At 67.3% G+C, this 14,909-nt stretch carries 8 protein-coding genes; 1 reads left to right on the forward strand and 7 read right to left on the reverse strand.

Annotated features, from left to right (window positions below):
* Positions 1-133: 133 nt before the first annotated feature.
* From QMK61_RS02030 to QMK61_RS02045, 4 genes are all read right to left on the reverse strand, one after another.
* Entirely contained in the window at positions 134-2,986 is a 2,853-nt protein-coding gene (locus QMK61_RS02030) for a beta-galactosidase (RefSeq protein ID WP_302070071.1), read from the reverse strand.
* A gap of 43 nt (positions 2,987-3,029) precedes the next feature.
* A complete protein-coding gene (locus QMK61_RS02035) occupies positions 3,030-4,235 on the reverse strand; it encodes a glycoside hydrolase family 27 protein (protein WP_302070072.1) in 1,206 nt (401 codons plus the stop codon).
* A gap of 137 nt (positions 4,236-4,372) precedes the next feature.
* On the reverse strand, positions 4,373-7,267 hold the full coding sequence (locus tag QMK61_RS02040; RefSeq protein WP_302070074.1) for a TonB-dependent receptor: 2,895 nt from the start codon (positions 7,265-7,267) through the stop codon (positions 4,373-4,375).
* A 527-nt stretch (positions 7,268-7,794) separates the two neighbouring features.
* Positions 7,795-10,053 carry an alpha-galactosidase gene (locus tag QMK61_RS02045; protein ID WP_302070075.1) on the reverse strand — a complete coding sequence of 753 codons (2,259 nt, stop codon included), beginning with the start codon at positions 10,051-10,053 and terminating at the stop codon, positions 7,795-7,797.
* 192 nt (positions 10,054-10,245) lie between these two features.
* On the opposite strand from QMK61_RS02045, the gene QMK61_RS02050 reads away from it, so the two are divergent.
* On the forward strand, positions 10,246-11,655 hold the full coding sequence (locus QMK61_RS02050) for a sugar porter family MFS transporter (RefSeq protein WP_302070078.1): 1,410 nt from the start codon (positions 10,246-10,248) through the stop codon (positions 11,653-11,655).
* 48 nt (positions 11,656-11,703) lie between these two features.
* Here QMK61_RS02050 and QMK61_RS02055 read toward each other — a convergent pair whose 3' ends face one another.
* From QMK61_RS02055 to QMK61_RS02065, 3 genes are read right to left on the reverse strand one after another with little or no spacing between them, the layout of a single operon-like run.
* Positions 11,704-12,483 carry an SDR family oxidoreductase gene (locus tag QMK61_RS02055; protein WP_302070080.1) on the reverse strand — a complete coding sequence of 260 codons (780 nt, stop codon included), beginning with the start codon at positions 12,481-12,483 and terminating at the stop codon, positions 11,704-11,706.
* A 51-nt stretch (positions 12,484-12,534) separates the two neighbouring features.
* A complete protein-coding gene (locus QMK61_RS02060; RefSeq protein ID WP_302070082.1) occupies positions 12,535-13,443 on the reverse strand; it encodes an aldose 1-epimerase in 909 nt (302 codons plus the stop codon).
* Between the two features lie 55 nt (positions 13,444-13,498).
* Positions 13,499-14,890, reverse strand: coding sequence for a sugar porter family MFS transporter (locus tag QMK61_RS02065; protein WP_302070083.1), 1,392 nt, complete (start codon positions 14,888-14,890; stop codon positions 13,499-13,501).
* Between the last annotated feature and the right edge of the window lie 19 nt (positions 14,891-14,909).

Raw genomic sequence — 14,909 nt, forward strand, 5'->3', positions numbered from 1 at the left:
CCAAGACCGCCATTCCCGCGAAAACGGGAATGGCGGCGAGGCTTTTATCGTCGCTCGCGGTTCCATCGGGGAACCCGGGCCCCGGCCGTTGCCGGCCGGGGCGGTGGGCACGACGACCGCGCGGTGCGTGGTTCTAGCGGACCGTGCTGACGTCGACCGGCGAGGCGTACGAGCCGAAATCGATGAGCGAGACGGTGCCGAGGCCGCCCGGTGAGGCGTCGGTCTTCCAGACGGCGATGGTGATGTCGTTGTCCCCGTGCGGATCGATCACCCCGTCGGGAATCGGGAAGCGGTGCTGCGGACCGAGTTCGGCGATGTAGTTGCCCATCTGCCAGCCGTTGACGAAGATCATCGCGCGGTAGTGGCGGCCTGGAGGATCCTTGATCTCCAATCCCAGCGAGGTGTCCTGGCCCCTGGGCAGGTCGAGCGGAACGCGGGTGCGATACCACGTCACGCCGGGCGTGCTGTCGTCGGCCGGCAGCGTCGCGGGATGCCAGTCGGCCGCATTGCCGGGCTTGAGCGGCCAGCCCTGCCGTTCGCCGTAGAGTCCGCCGAAGTTGTAGGGACCGCGTTGCGGGTCCTCGCCGGCGATCGCCCCCTGCAGGCGCCAGGTGATCGCCCTGGCATCGGCGCTGAGCGGCTCGGCGGAGACGATGCCGCGGGCGGTGCGGTTCTCGCCGGTGCCGTCGTAGTCCTCCTCGTGGCCCATGTCGACGGTCAGCACCGAGACGACGTTGTCGCCCGGCACGAGCATGGCGGCGGGGAAGCCGAACGCGCCGGTCTCGTTGCGCGTCACGCTGCCGAGGAAATGGCCGTTGAGCCACACCGAGTAGGCGCCGCCGTTGCCGCCGCTGAACACCTTGAGCTTGAGGCCGGCGGGTGCGGCGTGGCGGGCGTCGACGGTGAAATGGCCGCGATACCAGGTGTTGCCGGTATGGAAGCCGTAGTCGTCGGCGAACAGCACCGGCAGCGTGCCGGGCTTGGTGACGCTGCTGCTGGTGGTGAGATTGGCGACGCGCCATGTCGAGTCGTCGAAGCCGCGGGCGATCTCGGGGGCGCCGGCGCGGCGCGTCCAGTGATCGAGCGTCGGCAGCGTGACCGGCTTCGGCACCGGCAGGTCAAGCGCCAGGCTCCCCGAGGCGGTCGGCGTGGCGGCGAGCGGCTTGCCGTTCCAGGTGACCTTGCTCGCGCCGCCGGCGAACACCTCCGCATGGGCATCGCCGTCGCCATCGCCGGTCAGCGCCAGGACGTCGCCGTCGTAGTGCGCGCTGCGCAGCAGGTGCGAGCCGACCATCAGCACCGGACCCTGCGGGGTGTCCTGTCGCCAGATGCGTTCGGTGGCCTGGTCGTCGCCGATCAGCAGCAGCAGCGGCCGCCTGCCGCCGTCGACCCGCACGCGCGCCAGGCCGTCGTGCCGGTAGTCCAGGCGCAGCCCGCGCTTGTCCCAGTGCTGCGCCACGTGGCCCGAAAGCACCGTCACCTTCGGCCTGGCCGCGAAGCCGAGCAGTGTCTCGCCGTCGCTGCCATGGCGACCGTAGAGCACCGCGACGTCGCGATCGCCGGTCGTGGCGTCGGTCATCAGCTCGGAGGTCGAATAGATCATCCGCGTCGCGCCGATCGCGTAGTCGGCCAGCAGCAGCTTGCTCTCGCGGCCGTCGATGGCGATCGAGGTGCCGGCCTGTTGTGGCACCTCGAAGGAGCCTTCCTTCAGCGCCAGCGCCAGGTGCGCCGTCTCGACGCTCGATGCGGTGGTGTCGCCGTGGCGGACGAGATGGAATTGCGTGCCCGTGTCCGGATTGATCCGCGCGCGGTCGACCAGGCGGGGGTTGTCGAGCCGGCCGGGCGTCATCGCGTCGGTCCGGGTGACCGGTGCGACCGCATGGAGGAAATAGCCGATCCGCTTGTCCTCGTAATACTTGGGATCGAACTGCCGGCCTTCGGTGATCGCCGCGCCGTAGTCGTAGGAGGTGTAGTTCTGCGGGATCGCCTGCCAGCCCCACGAGGTGCCGCCGAACAGCATGTAGAAGTTCTGCGCCGTCGCGCCCGCCGCGATGTTCTCCTTGTAGAAGACGCTGGCGAAGCGGTCGTTGATCAGCTGCGCGCACTTGGCGTAGCCGGGGCCGCCCCAGGGATCGAACGCGCCGCCCTGGAACTCGGCGGTGAACAGCGGCTCGCCGGCGAAGCGATGCCCGGCCATGTCGGGCGCCGGCTTCCACTGCGACGGATGCGAACAGTCGAAGGCCTGCGGGTAATAGTCCCAGCCGCTGACGTCGACCGCGCCCGTGCCGGTGACGAAGGTCGCGTTGTGGTTGCCCACCAGCGGCACGGTGATGCCGTCGGCCCGTGCCTTGTCCTCGAGGTGCTGCATGTACGCGCGGCCCGCGGGGGAGCCGTTGTAGTACTCGTTCTCGACCTGGTAGGCGATCACCGTGCCGCGGCCGTCGGTGAGCTGGTGCCGGGCGAGGACGCGGTCGATCTGCGTCATCCACTGGTCGGCCAGCTTGAGGTAGGCGGGGTCGGGGCTGCGGTTCTTGACCGGCTTGTTGGTCAGCCACAGCGGGAAGCCGCCGCTGTCGACCTCGGCGTTGATGTAGGGGCCGGGGCGCGCGATCACGTAGATGCCGGCCTTGCGCGCGTCGTCGAGCAGCCGGTCGACGTCGCGCACGCCGCTGAAGTCGTACACGCCCTCGCGCGGCGAGTGGTAGCCCCAGGAAAAGTAGATCGACGCGGTGTTGAACCCCGCCGCCTTCATCTTCTGGAAGATGTCCGGCCACAGCCCGGGGCTCGGCAGGCGGTAGGGATGGACCTCGCCCGACCAGAGGTAGGTGCGCTTGCCGTCGACCAGGAAGCTGTATTTGTCGAAGCTGACGCGGTGGGCCGGCGCCGCGGGTGCCGGGCTCCCGGTGCCCGTGCCGGCCGCGCCGGCCGCGGCGAGCGTGAGGCAGCCGGCGGCCAGCGTGGCCTTGATCCATGGGTGGCGCTTCATTGCGACATCTCCTCGTGACTCGTGGCGGTGCATCGGGTGGAGCTCAGAGGCGGCTGATGCGGTACATCGCGGTGGCGTGCGCCGGCAGCTCGATCTTGATGGAGCCGTCGCCCGTTGCGTCCGTGTGCGCCCAGAGGTCCCGCAGGCGGTAGTGTGCCCCATGCCGCAGGCCGATCTCGGTGGCGTCCACGTTCACGCTGCGCGCGGCATCGGTCTCATTGAACATCGCCACGGCCTCGCTGCCGTCGGCGAGCGGCTTGACGATGACGTGGATGCCGTCCGCGTCGCGTACCTGGTGGCCCTGCACGCCCTTCGGGTCCTGGTCCACCGCGATCACGTCCCGGTTGAGCAGGATCTTCAACGCGTCCGGCTTGATCGTGCGCAGGTCGGTGCCGATCAGCAGCGGCGCGGCCATGATCGACCACAGGCTGAAGTGGCTGCGGTATTCGACGTCGGTCATGCCGCCGTTGCCCACCTCCAGCATGTCCGGGTCGTTCCAGTGGCCGGGCGTGGCGTACCGGTCGAGCACCACGTTCTGCTTGAAGATCTTCAGCATGGAGGCGTAGGAGTCGCTGATGTCGCCGGTGGTGCGCCACGACCCGGCGCTGACCGGCGGCTTGCCGGCCCACAGCCACGGCTTGTTCTCGCCCCATTCGCAGACGCTGAAGAAGATCGGCCGGCCGGTGGCGCGCAGGGCCTCGGCCATGGCGGTATAGCGCTGGCGGGCATCGACATGCTGGTTGTTGCAGTTGTCATACTTGAGGTAGTCCACGCCCCAGGAGGCGAAGGTCGCGGCATCCTGCTTCTCGTGGCCGAGGCCGCCCGGGAAACCGCGGTTCTCCTTCAGCGGTTCGCAGGTCGACGTGCCGGCGCTGGAATACAGGCCGAACTTCAGCCCGCGCGAATGGATGTAGCCGGCCAGTGCCTTGATGCCGCTCGGGAAGCGCTTGGGATTGGGCACGAGCCTGCCGTCCTTGTCGCGTTGCCAGTTGGCCCAGCAATCGTCGATATTGACGTAGCGGTAGCCTGCATCGCGCAAGCCCAGGCTGATGAACTTGTCCGCGATGCCGCGGATCATCGCCTCGTTGAATTCGGGCCGGCAATGGGTGGAGTTCCAGTTGTTGAAACCCATCTGCGGCAATGCCGGGGCCGCCTGGGTGGCCAGGGCCGGTGCCATGCCGCCCACGATGGCCAGGATGAACGCCAACGGCGTGGCGGCACGCAGCAGATCTCCAAGGGAACGGTTCATTGACTTCTCCACTTTGATGAAGCGAGGGCGCCTGTGCGAAAGCGCCTGGGCGATGATGCCGGCGCATGTCCGGCAGGACCACAAAAAAAGCGCCGGTTCCAAGATCGTTCGAACCGGCGCACAGGGTGGGGAGCCCTTCAGAAGGTGCCGCGCACGCCCACGGTGTACACGGTGCCATCCGCTTCGGCATAGAGGAACCGGTTCGGATAGACCGAATAGTCGTAGAGGTGCTGGTGCGTCAGGTTGGTGCCGGAGACGAACGCGGACAGGTGCTTGTTGATGGCGTAGCTTGCGCTCAGGTCGAGCTGGCCGTAGGAATCACGCGTCGCCGGCTGCGCGCCGGAGCCATAGGACAGGCTCTCCAGGTACGAGCCGCGCCAGTTGTAGGCGAGGCGCGCCTGCACCGGTCCCTTCTCGTAGTACACGCTGAAGTTGGCGGAGTTTCCGATGCCGGGCACGGCGAACTTGCCCGAGGCGGCGATCACACCGGGGCTGAGCGTGGTACTGCTGGACACGTGCGTATAGTTGGCCGCGATGCCGAGGCCGTTGAAGGGGTCCGGCAGGAGATGGGTGAACTGGTAGTTGAAGGTGAACTCCTCGCCGTAGATCTTCGACGAGTTCAGGTTGATCGGCTGGGTGAGCGACCAGGTAAGCGGCTGGCCGTCGGCCTGGTTGGTGAGGAACTGCACCGGCGTGCTGACCAGGGTGCTGAAGTTGCTGACCTTCTTGTAGAACCCTTCCAGCGCGACGTAGCTGGCGTCGTTGATGTACCACTCCAGGCCCATGTCGTAGTTCTTCGACATGTAGGGCTGCAGCTGCGGGTTGCCTTGCGAGATGGTCAGCGAGTTCGGGCGCACGCCGTAGCTCTTGTTGTAGTACAGGTTGCTGAGTTCCGGCGAGGTCAGCGTCTTGGACAGCGAGAAGCGGAAGATCAGGTCGTCGAGCAGGTTCCACTTGAAGTTCATCGAAGGCAACCACTTGTGGTAGCCGCCGTCGGCCGATTGCGGCGCCAGCGGGCCGTAGGCGACCTGGCCATTGCTGGTGTCGTTGGGGTCGATGTAATAGCTGACGGGCGGGCGGTTGATCGCGACGGAGGTCGAGGTCAGGTCGAGGTAGCGGACGCCCACTTCCAGCGTCCAGGGCTGATCCCGCATCGTGCCTTCGAAGGTGGACTTGGCAAAGAACGATTTCGAGCGCTCGGTCACCTTGTTGTAGCTGCCCGGGTTGAGTGCCGCATCCATGGTGCCGCCATTGGCGGCCAGGCCGGCCAGCAGGGCGGCGCGCTTGTCGGCGGGCAGCTGGTTGTATGCCGCAGGCGAAGCCAGCCAGGCCAGATAGGCGCGCGGGTCGTACTGGATCCATTGCGCGGGCAGGTCCGGCGACGATACGCCGTGGACCTTGTCCGGCGCGGTGTAGACATAGGCCCCCACCGCGTCGGGCGGCACGGGGACGGTGTAGCCGCAGTAGGCGTTGCAGAGGATGCTGTTGGGCGTGCCCCAGCTGTCCGACTTGTTCTGCTTGTCCTCGAATTGCACGCCGAACTCCAGCTGCGAAAGCACGCCGTCGACGAAGTTCTTGGTCAGGTTGAGCTGGTACTGGTTGATCCGGTTGGTGACGTTGTTGCCGCTGCCGGCGTTGCAGCAGTGGGCGGCCAGCGTACTCGGGTCCGTCGACGAGATGATGCCGGTATAGCCGGGTGGCTCGTTGTCGCCATTGTTGGTCCACACCGGGTTGGCGCCGAAGTTCTTCGAGCCGATCACAAGGAAGTAGCCGTAGGGGCTTTGCTTGTTCCAGGCCTTGGAATCGGAGACGTCCAGGCTCAGGTTGGTCGACTCGTCGATGTCGTAGCTGAAGTTCAGGCCGTTCTGGTAGCTCTTTTCATAGACCGGCGTATACGACATCACGTAGTCGTTGGCCATCACGCCCGGGCCCGTGCCGCTGCGCGTGAAGCTCGTCACGGTGTTGTTGGCATCGGTGGTCAGCGACTGGATGTTGCCGGTGTTGCCGTATTCCCCGAACTCGTGTTCCAGCGGATCAACCTGGTAGCTCGAATACAGGGTGTCGGCGCGTATCGTCAGCTGGTCGATCGGCTTCCAGTCGACCGCGCCGCTGAAGCCCTTGCGCGTGCGCGTCTCGTCGATGACATTGCTGGCCAGGGTTTCGGGCACCGCGACGTTGGTGTAGCCGGCCGTGCCGGGACCGGGAGACAACTGCGAAATGTCCTGGTCGACATACCAGGAATTGGCCTGCGTATTGAGTTGCGTGTCCTTGCGCTTGTAGTACATCGCCGAGGCGGTCCAGCCGAAGGTGTCGTCCGCGTTCGTCCAGCCGAACACGGCCGAGGCCTTGGGCGTGGTCTTGCCCTGCCAACTGCCGGTCAGGTTGCTGTTGACGCCGGCCGCGCTCCAGGCGCCGTGGTAGCCGTGGAAATCCAGCGGGCGAGCCGTCTGGATGTTGACCACGCCGCCGATGTCGATCTCCGGGATGTCCGCCGACGCGGTCTTGTTGACCTGCGCGACGCTGATGATTTCCGAAGGCAACACGTCGAAGTTGAAGGCGCGCGAGCCGGATGCCGTCGCCATCTGGCGATTGTTGATGGTCACCGCGACGAAATCCGGACCGAAGCCGCGCACCGCGATCTGGCTGGATTCGCCGCCGCTGCGATTGACCGATACGCCGGGGACACGCTGCAAGGCATCGGCCACGTTGGGATCGGGGAACTTGCCTGCCTCCTCCGCGGAGACCGAGTCCACGACATTGACGGCGTCGCGCTTGATCGACTGCGCGCGGCGGATGGCGGAAAGCTGGCCGGTGACCGCGACCGCCGTCAGGTCGACGACTTTCTTGCTGCCCGGTTTTTTCCTGGTGCCTTGGCTGGCACCGGGCGCGGCCTGTGTCGATGGCGCCGCGCCGTCCGCCGGTGTCGCCGTGCTGGTTTGCGCATGCACCTGTGCGCCGTAGCCCAGCAGGCAGGCGGCCGCCATGGCCGCAAGCGCCTGACTCACCGAAAGTGCCATCTTGGTTCGTTGCATGGAATGCCCCTTGCTTGAATGTGGAATGCACGTCGGACATGAGCCAGGAAGCAGGACACGTTGCCCCTCGTGTCCCCCACTCATGTTGGTTCCGCACCTACCCACTGACCATGCCGTTCAACTGCTCGTCCATCATGGGCATGGGCGATGCCTTGCCTTGAAGCGATCTGTACCGATGGTCTGCACGAGTCCAATATGGCTTTAATCATATTGTCGTATTTAATGATGATACTATTCGAGAGTGTCGCTGCAAGTTGCATCGCAGCATGGGCGCTTCCGCCCGCGCTCCCCGGGAAGCGCGAGGCGGAAGCGCGCTGCAGCCGGTGCGGCGCAAGGTGCGCAGGCGGTCGGGACATTGGCGTTGCCAGTGGCGGCAACCTGACCCTGCGGCGGTCTTTCGAGGCCGGTCGGTGGTGGCTGCCGTTTCGAAATGCCCGGGCGGCTCGGGGCCGGGATCGTCATGGAGCCCTGGATCCGGCAAGCGCGGGACGCGGCGCATCGTCGCCGACCCGTGCCCGGCGTCGTGGTCAGCGGCGGACGTTGCCCGCCGTGCCGATCCGCTCGAACACCGCCGCGGCGGCATCCATGTCGTTGCGCAATTCCAGATCGATGCCGTGATGCATCCAGTACGCGCCGCTGGCGACCGCGGGGGTGCCGGCTGCGGCCTTGCCATGAATGAGGCGGTAGCGATAGCGCGCGGTTTCGTCCAGGCCCTGCAGGTAAAGCGTGGGGTAGGCCTGTGCATCCTGGCCCTGGCGCAGGAATGCGAACAGCACCGCCTGCCGGCCGTCGATGGCCACCGACTCGGTGGCCGAGCGCGGCGCGTGCCCCTGCGGCGACAGCAGCCGGTACAGCCGGCCGAGTTGCACCGTGGCGCGGATGTCCTTGTAGGCGGCGATGTAGCGCCGCGCCACGGCGTCTTCCGCCGGCGTCCATTTGAGGATATCCGCGCCGATGCCGAGGCCGCCCTGCATCGCGGACAGGAAGCGGAAGTCGAGCGAGCTGCTGCGGCCGTTGACCCAGTTGGGCGACCCGGTGACCCAGGCCATCATCACGGCAGGGGCGTAGGCATAGGTGAAGCCGTCCTGGATCGACAGCCGGTCGGAAGGATCGGTATTGTCCGAGGGCCAGACTTCGTCGGTCAGGCCCATGATGCCGAGGTCGACGCGCGCGCCACCGCCGGAACATGATTCGATCTCCAGGCCCGGATGGCGTTCGCGCAGCCGGCGGATGATGTCGTACAGGTGCCGCACGTAAGTGACGTAGACCTGCTGCTGCCGGTCCGGCGCCTGTTGCGGCCAGCCCGGCTCGGACCAGTTGCGGTTGTAGTCCCACTTCAGGAACTGGATGTCGTTGCGGCTGAGCAACTCGTCGAGCACCTGGAACACGTACTGGCTGACGTCGTCGCGGGCCAGGTTCAGCACCAGCTGGTTGCGGCCCAGGCTGCGCGGGCGGCCCTTGAAGTTGAGTACCCAGTCGGGATGCCGGCGATACAGGTCGCTGTCGGGGTTGACCATCTCGGGTTCCACCCACAGGCCGAAACTCATGCCCAGCGCATGCACCTTGTCGATCAGCGGCTTCAGGCCGTGCGGGAATTTCTCGCGATTGACCGTCCAGTCGCCCAGCCCGGCATGGTCGCTGTTGCGGGCGCCGAACCAGCCGTCGTCGACCACGAAGCGTTCCACGCCGAGTGCCGCGGCCTTCCCGGCCAGGCGCTCCTGTTCGGCTTCATTGACCTTGAACCCGGTCGCCTCCCACGAGTTGTAGAGCACGGGCCGCAGCTTCGGGTGCCCGTGTGCGGGCAGGATGCGGTCGCGCTCGAACTGGTGCATGAGGCGCGAGGCTTCGCCGATGCCGTCGTCGGTGTAGCCGGCGTAGAACACGGGAGTGTCCAGGCCTTGCCCGGGTTCCAGCCGGTAGGAGAAGTCGAACGGATCGTAGCCGCCGGTGACCCGCACCTGGTTCAGCACGTCCTGGTCGACATGGATGCTCCAGGAACCGCTCCAGGCCAGCGCGCCGAACCACACGCGGCCGTGCGATTCATTCCATTGGGCACCCCGTTCGATCGCGAACCAGGGGTTGTTTTCGTCGCCGGTCGAGCCGCGGCGGCTTTCCAGTTCGGTCGCCCCGGGCGTCAGCGGCCGCGTGCGCACATGCCATTCGCTGGCCCACGTGCCGGTGAGGTAGCGCAAGGAGTAGTCCGTGGCTGGCGGCAGGTTCCAGCTGGCGGAGGCGGCGCGGTCGAGCGTGACGGCCTGGGATGCATGGTTCTCGATGCGCGCCGAGCGACCGATGATGCCGGTGGCCGCATCGACCGAATAGTTGAGCATCACGTCGATGCCGGCCCGGCGGTCGTGCAGCATGACCTGCAGCTTGCCATCGTCGATCCGATAGCTGTCGTAGCGCAGTACCAGGTCGCGATTGCCGTCGGCGAAGTGCACCTTCAGGTCCGGCATCACGGTGATCGGGCCGCCCCAGCCGGCGTATTCCTGTGGGGTATCGGCGCCGACCGGATCGAAGGAGGAGCGCGGTGCCGGCGGCACGGCCACGGGAAGCGGATCGCCCGCCATCAGCCGGCTGCCCCAGTACAGTGTCTGGAGCTCGCCATCGGCATTGACGCCGAATGCGTAGGTGACCTTGCCGGCGTCGATGCGGAAGACCCGCCGGGCGGCGTCGTAACGGATGGGGGCGGCCTGCGTCGCGGCGGCGAGGGCGGGCACATTGCCGCCCAGCCCGGCGACGAGCGCCAGCATGATGGTTGCCAGGTACGCGTTCGCCTGCTTCATCGGTGGCTTTCCCCATGTCACGCGGGAGGCGTCGTCGGTGCCCGATCCGCTTGATCGCATTGCTCAAGCCATATAATAATATTTTTACTGGTCGCTCACGCTGCGACGCAGCACGTGGGCACTGGCCCTGCCGTCGCGCCCGGGGTCGGTGGGTCCGCAGCCATGCCGGGCTGTCGCGGGAGAACGACGTCAATGAATGCGCACGCCGAAGCCAGGGCCCATGCAACCAGCCCGCTGTACCTCTGGCTGATCTGCCTGGTGGCGGCATTGGGAGGCTTGCTGTTCGGTTATGACTGGGTCGTGATCGGTGGCGCCAAGCTGTTCTACGAAGCGTATTTCTCGATCCACGATCCGGCGATGTCGGGCTGGCTGATGAGCTCGGCCCTGATCGGCTGCATCGGCGGTGCGATGGCCGCAGGCCAACTGGCCGACCGATTCGGGCGGCGTCCCCCGCTGGTGCTCGCGGCGGTGCTTTTCGTAGCCTGCGCGGCAGGAACGGGGTTGGCCACCGGCGTGACGTCGTTCGCGGTGTTCCGTATCGTCGGGGGTGTCGGCATTGGGCTCGCTTCCGGGCTCTCGCCGCTCTATATCGCCGAGGTCAGCCCAGCGCAAAGCCGGGGCCTGTTCGTGGCGATCAACCAGCTGACGATCGTGGTCGGCGTCTTGCTGGCGCAACTGGTCAACCTGTGGATCGCCCGGCCGGTGCCCGCCGGCCTGGGCGCCCAGGCGATGCTGCACAGCTGGAACGTGCAAAGCGGCTGGCGCCTGATGTTCTACTGCGAAGGCGTGCCGGCGGCCTTGTTCCTGCTGCTGGCCCTGGCGATACCCGAATCGCCGCGCTGGCTTTACCGGGAGGGCCGGGCGGCGGAGGCGCGGCGCGTGCTGGAACGCATCGGCGGCGCCGCCTATGCGCAAGAGGTGCTCGCCGCGATCCACCGCAACCAGGCCGGCCCGGCCCGCGGGGCGTCGCTGCGCGCGCTGCTGGCGAGGAACGTGCGCGCGGTGGTGGTGATCGGCGTCGTGCTGGCGGTGTTCCAGCAATGGTGCGGCATCAACGTGATCTTCAACTACGCGCAGGACATCTTCGCGTCCGCCGGCTTCGACATCGACGATTCGCTGAAATCGATCGTGGCCACCGGCTCGGTGAACCTGGTCTTCACCCTGGTCGCCTTGCGGCTGGTCGACAGCTGGGGCCGGCGCCGGCTGATGCTGCTGGGGGCGGGCGCGCTCGCCGTGATCTACCTGCTCATCGGCGCCGCCTATGCACTGCACGTGCTCGGCCTGCCGGTGCTGCTGCTGGTGCTGGCGGCCATCGCGGTCTACGCGACGACCCTGGCGCCGGTGACCTGGGTGCTGCTGTCGGAAATCTTTCCCGAGCATATCCGCGCGCAGGCGGTGGCGCTGGGCGTGTTCGCCCTGTGGGGCGCGTGCTTCGTGCTCACCTACAGCTTTCCCTGGCTCAACGCGCATCTGGGCCCGGCGGGAAGCTTCTGGTTCTACGGCGCGATTTGCGCGGCGGGTTTCGTCTTCATCCTGCGCAAGGTGCCGGAGACCGCTGGCGTCTCGCTGGAAGAACTGGAGAGGCGCCTCGGCGGCGGCTGATCCCGGTTGCGTTGCCGGCACGGGCTTCCCGCATGCGGGGTGCCGGGCTCAGGCGTGGTAGAGCTGGCTGCGCCCGCCGTCGATCAGCAGGTCGGTGGCATTGATGAAGCGCGCCTCGTCGCTGGCCAGGAACAGCGCGGCATAGGCGACTTCGGACGGCTCGCCGATGCGCTTGCACGGCAGCAGCTCGGCCTGGCGCAGGCGTTCGGCCGCGGGATCGGCGCAGCTGTCGAAGTAGCGTTCGGCCGCCGGGGTGAGGATCAGCCCGGGCGAAATCGAGTTCACGCGGATGCCGCGACCGGCATACTCGATGCCGAGCGAGCGGGTGAGCCCGATCAGGCCGTGCTTGGCGACGGGATAGGGGAAGCTCCCCGGGATAATCTTGTGGCCGTGCACGGAGGCGATGTTCACCACGTGGCCGTAGCCGGCGGCGAGCATCGAGGGCAGCGCGGCGCTGATGCAATGCCATGCGCCGCGCAGGTTGACGTCCAGGCAGCGCTCCCAGTCGCCGGCCTGCAGTTCCAGCGGGTCGCGGAATACGTTGATGCCCGCGCAATTGACCAGTATGTCGAGGCGCCCCAACGCATCGATGGCGCGCGCGAAGCGGGCGTTGACCATTGCTGCATCGGTCACGTCGGCCTGCAGGGGGAGGCAGCGCTGGCCGGTACTGGCCTGCAGCCGCCCGGCGAGCCGTTCGACCGCATCGGGTTCGAGGTCCAGCAGCGCGAGGTCGGCGCCGTGTCGCGCGAACAGTTCGGCGATCGCGCTGCCGATGCCGCTGCCTGCGCCGGTGATCAGGGCCGTCTTGTGCTGGAGCCTGGGTTGCATGGGCAAACATCCGTCGGATCGGCGCGTCCGCGTGTGCGGCGGCCTGCCATGTCATGTGCCGGGAAGCGGGTGCGCCGCCTCGTCGAGCACGCGAAACGCAAAGCGACGCGCCAGTCCGGATCGTGGCGCGAGCAGGGTCATGCCGTTGGCGGCGGCCCCGCCGGGAAGGTGCACCGCATTGATGGCATGGTCCACCGGTTCGAAGCAGAAGAAATCCTCGCCGGCCGGCGTGTAGAGCACGAACGCGTCGACATCGGCCGCCACCTGCAGGCGCAGGCCGTGTGCCGGCCATCCGATCACGGCGTCGCCGCTCCACGCATGGAAGCCATGGTTGAGCCCGTCGGGCAGGGGCCTGGCGTTGTCGAAGTTCCATGCGGGGGGCACGTCCACGCATTCCACCGGCAAGGGCGAGCGGCCGTCGTTGAGCCAGACCCGCGCCGCCGGCGCGCGCAGTGTCGTATCGCGGTGGCGGGGAAAGAACGGGTGCAGGCCGAGGCCGAAGGGCAGTGTGTGCTCTCCCGTGTTGGTCACCTCCAGCATGACCTCGAGGGCATCCGCATGCAGCAGGTAGTGCAGGTTGGCCCGGTAGGCGTAGGCATCCTTCGCTCGCTCGTCCAGTACGAGCCGCGCCTCGCGCCCATTGCACGAAAGCACCTGCCAGGCACGCTGCCAGCCGCTGCCGTGGATGGGATAGGGATCGTCGTCGCGGTTCGCCTCCAGCGTGACGCGACGCCCGTCCACGACGAAGCCGCCATGGGCGATGCGGTTGCTCCATGGCAGCAACGGGTAGCATGCCAGCTGGTTGGGATCGGGTTCCTTGCCGCGGAATGTCGCCGACGGCTCGAAAGGTCGCATCAACGGTACCCGGTCGGCGCCCTTGCGGTAGTCGAAGCCCGTGAGCGCACCGCCCGCCTCGGGAAGGATGCGCGCACGCAGCCGTCCATGGGTCAAGTGCAGCATGCGTCCCGGCCCCTGCCGCGGACTGGTGTTGCCGGGGGCCGGTACGCGCCCATGCTCAGCGCCCGATCCGCCGCAGCGGTTCGCCGGCCATCAGCTTGCGCTCGATCTGCTCCAGCGTGACGCCCTTGGTCTCCGGCACCAGCCAGAAGGTGAACACGATGAACACCGCGTTGAAGGCGGCGTAGAGCCAGAACGTCTGCGCCTGGCCGATGCCGTTGAGCAGCGGCAGGAAGGAATAGCCCACCAGGCTGTTCGCCACCCAGTTGGTGAAGGTGGAACAGCCGATGCCGAAGTCGCGTCCCTTCAGCGGCTGGATCTCCGAGCACAGCGTCCAGATCAGCGGGCCGGCCGACATCGCGAAGCCGACGATGAAGACCAGCAGCATGCCCACGGTGAAGATCTGCTGGCCGTGGTCGTGGATGCCCAGGTGCATCATCGTGCCGACCACGCCGAGGCCGATCGTCATCACCACGAAGCCGATGTAGAGGATCGGCTTGCGGCCCAGCTTGTCGACCAGGCCGATCGCGATGAAGGTGGCCAGCACGTTGACCAGCCCCACCACCGCGGTGAACCACATCTGCGCGGCGGTGGCGTAGCCCATGTCCTGGAAGATGCGCGGCGCGTAGTACATCACCACGTTCATGCCGGTGAGCTGCTGCATCACCTGCAGCAGGATGCCCAGCCCCACCGAGCGGCGGAAGTTGCGGTTCTGCAGGAACATGTGCCAGCCGCGCTGCGGCGTCTTCAGCTGCTCGCGGATCTCGCCGATCTCGCGGGCCACCGCATCGCGGTCGCCGACCAGCTTCTGCAGCACCTGCTCGGCCTCGGTGTGGCGGCTCTTCATCATCAGCCAGCGCGGGCTTTCCGGCAGGAAGGCCACGCCGAACAAGAACAGCGCGCCGGGGATCGCGATCACGCCCAGCATCCAGCGCCAGTTGCCCGAGTAGCTGAAGGCGGTGTCGGAGAGGAAGGCGACCAGGATGCCGATGGTGATCATCAGCTGGTACAGCGAGATCATCGCGCCGCGAATCGATTCCGGCGCGATCTCGGCCAGGTACAGCGGCGCGGTGAAGCTGGCGATGCCGATCGCCAGGCCGAGCACGATGCGGCCCACGATCAGCACCCCGGGCGTCCAGGCGCAGCCGCACAGCACCGAGCCGGCCACGAACAGCACCGCGCCGAGGATCAGCGTGCGCTTGCGGCCCAGCTGGCTGGACAGCCAGCCGGCCGCCAACGCGCCCACGGCGGCGCCCATCATCATCACGCTGACGATCCAGCCCAGGGTGTCGTCGCCGATGCCGAAATCCTTCTGCAGGAACTGCTGCGCCCCGGAAATGACGCCGACGTCCAGACCGAACATCAGCCCCGCCAGCGCGGCGAGGAGGCAGGTGAACACGGCGGTGGCCTTGCCGTGCGTGATCGCGGGTGGTGCGGTGGTGGCGCTCATGAGTCTCTCCCCGTGGAAT

Origin of the sequence: Fulvimonas sp. R45 (assembly GCF_030504985.1) — a bacterium.
Lineage (GTDB): Bacteria > Pseudomonadota > Gammaproteobacteria > Xanthomonadales > Rhodanobacteraceae > Rhodanobacter_A.

Coding starts and splice junctions, on each gene's coding strand:
- QMK61_RS02055 (WP_302070080.1), bottom strand. CDS start 12,483: ATGCAACCCAGGCTCCAGCACAAGACGGCCCTGATCACCGGCGCAGGC.
- QMK61_RS02065 (WP_302070083.1), bottom strand. CDS start 14,890: ATGAGCGCCACCACCGCACCACCCGCGATCACGCACGGCAAGGCCACC.
- QMK61_RS02045 (WP_302070075.1), bottom strand. CDS start 10,053: ATGAAGCAGGCGAACGCGTACCTGGCAACCATCATGCTGGCGCTCGTC.
- QMK61_RS02050 (WP_302070078.1), top strand. CDS start 10,246: ATGAATGCGCACGCCGAAGCCAGGGCCCATGCAACCAGCCCGCTGTAC.
- QMK61_RS02035 (WP_302070072.1), bottom strand. CDS start 4,235: ATGAACCGTTCCCTTGGAGATCTGCTGCGTGCCGCCACGCCGTTGGCG.
- QMK61_RS02060 (WP_302070082.1), bottom strand. CDS start 13,443: ATGCTGCACTTGACCCATGGACGGCTGCGTGCGCGCATCCTTCCCGAG.
- QMK61_RS02030 (WP_302070071.1), bottom strand. CDS start 2,986: ATGAAGCGCCACCCATGGATCAAGGCCACGCTGGCCGCCGGCTGCCTC.
- QMK61_RS02040 (WP_302070074.1), bottom strand. CDS start 7,267: ATGCAACGAACCAAGATGGCACTTTCGGTGAGTCAGGCGCTTGCGGCC.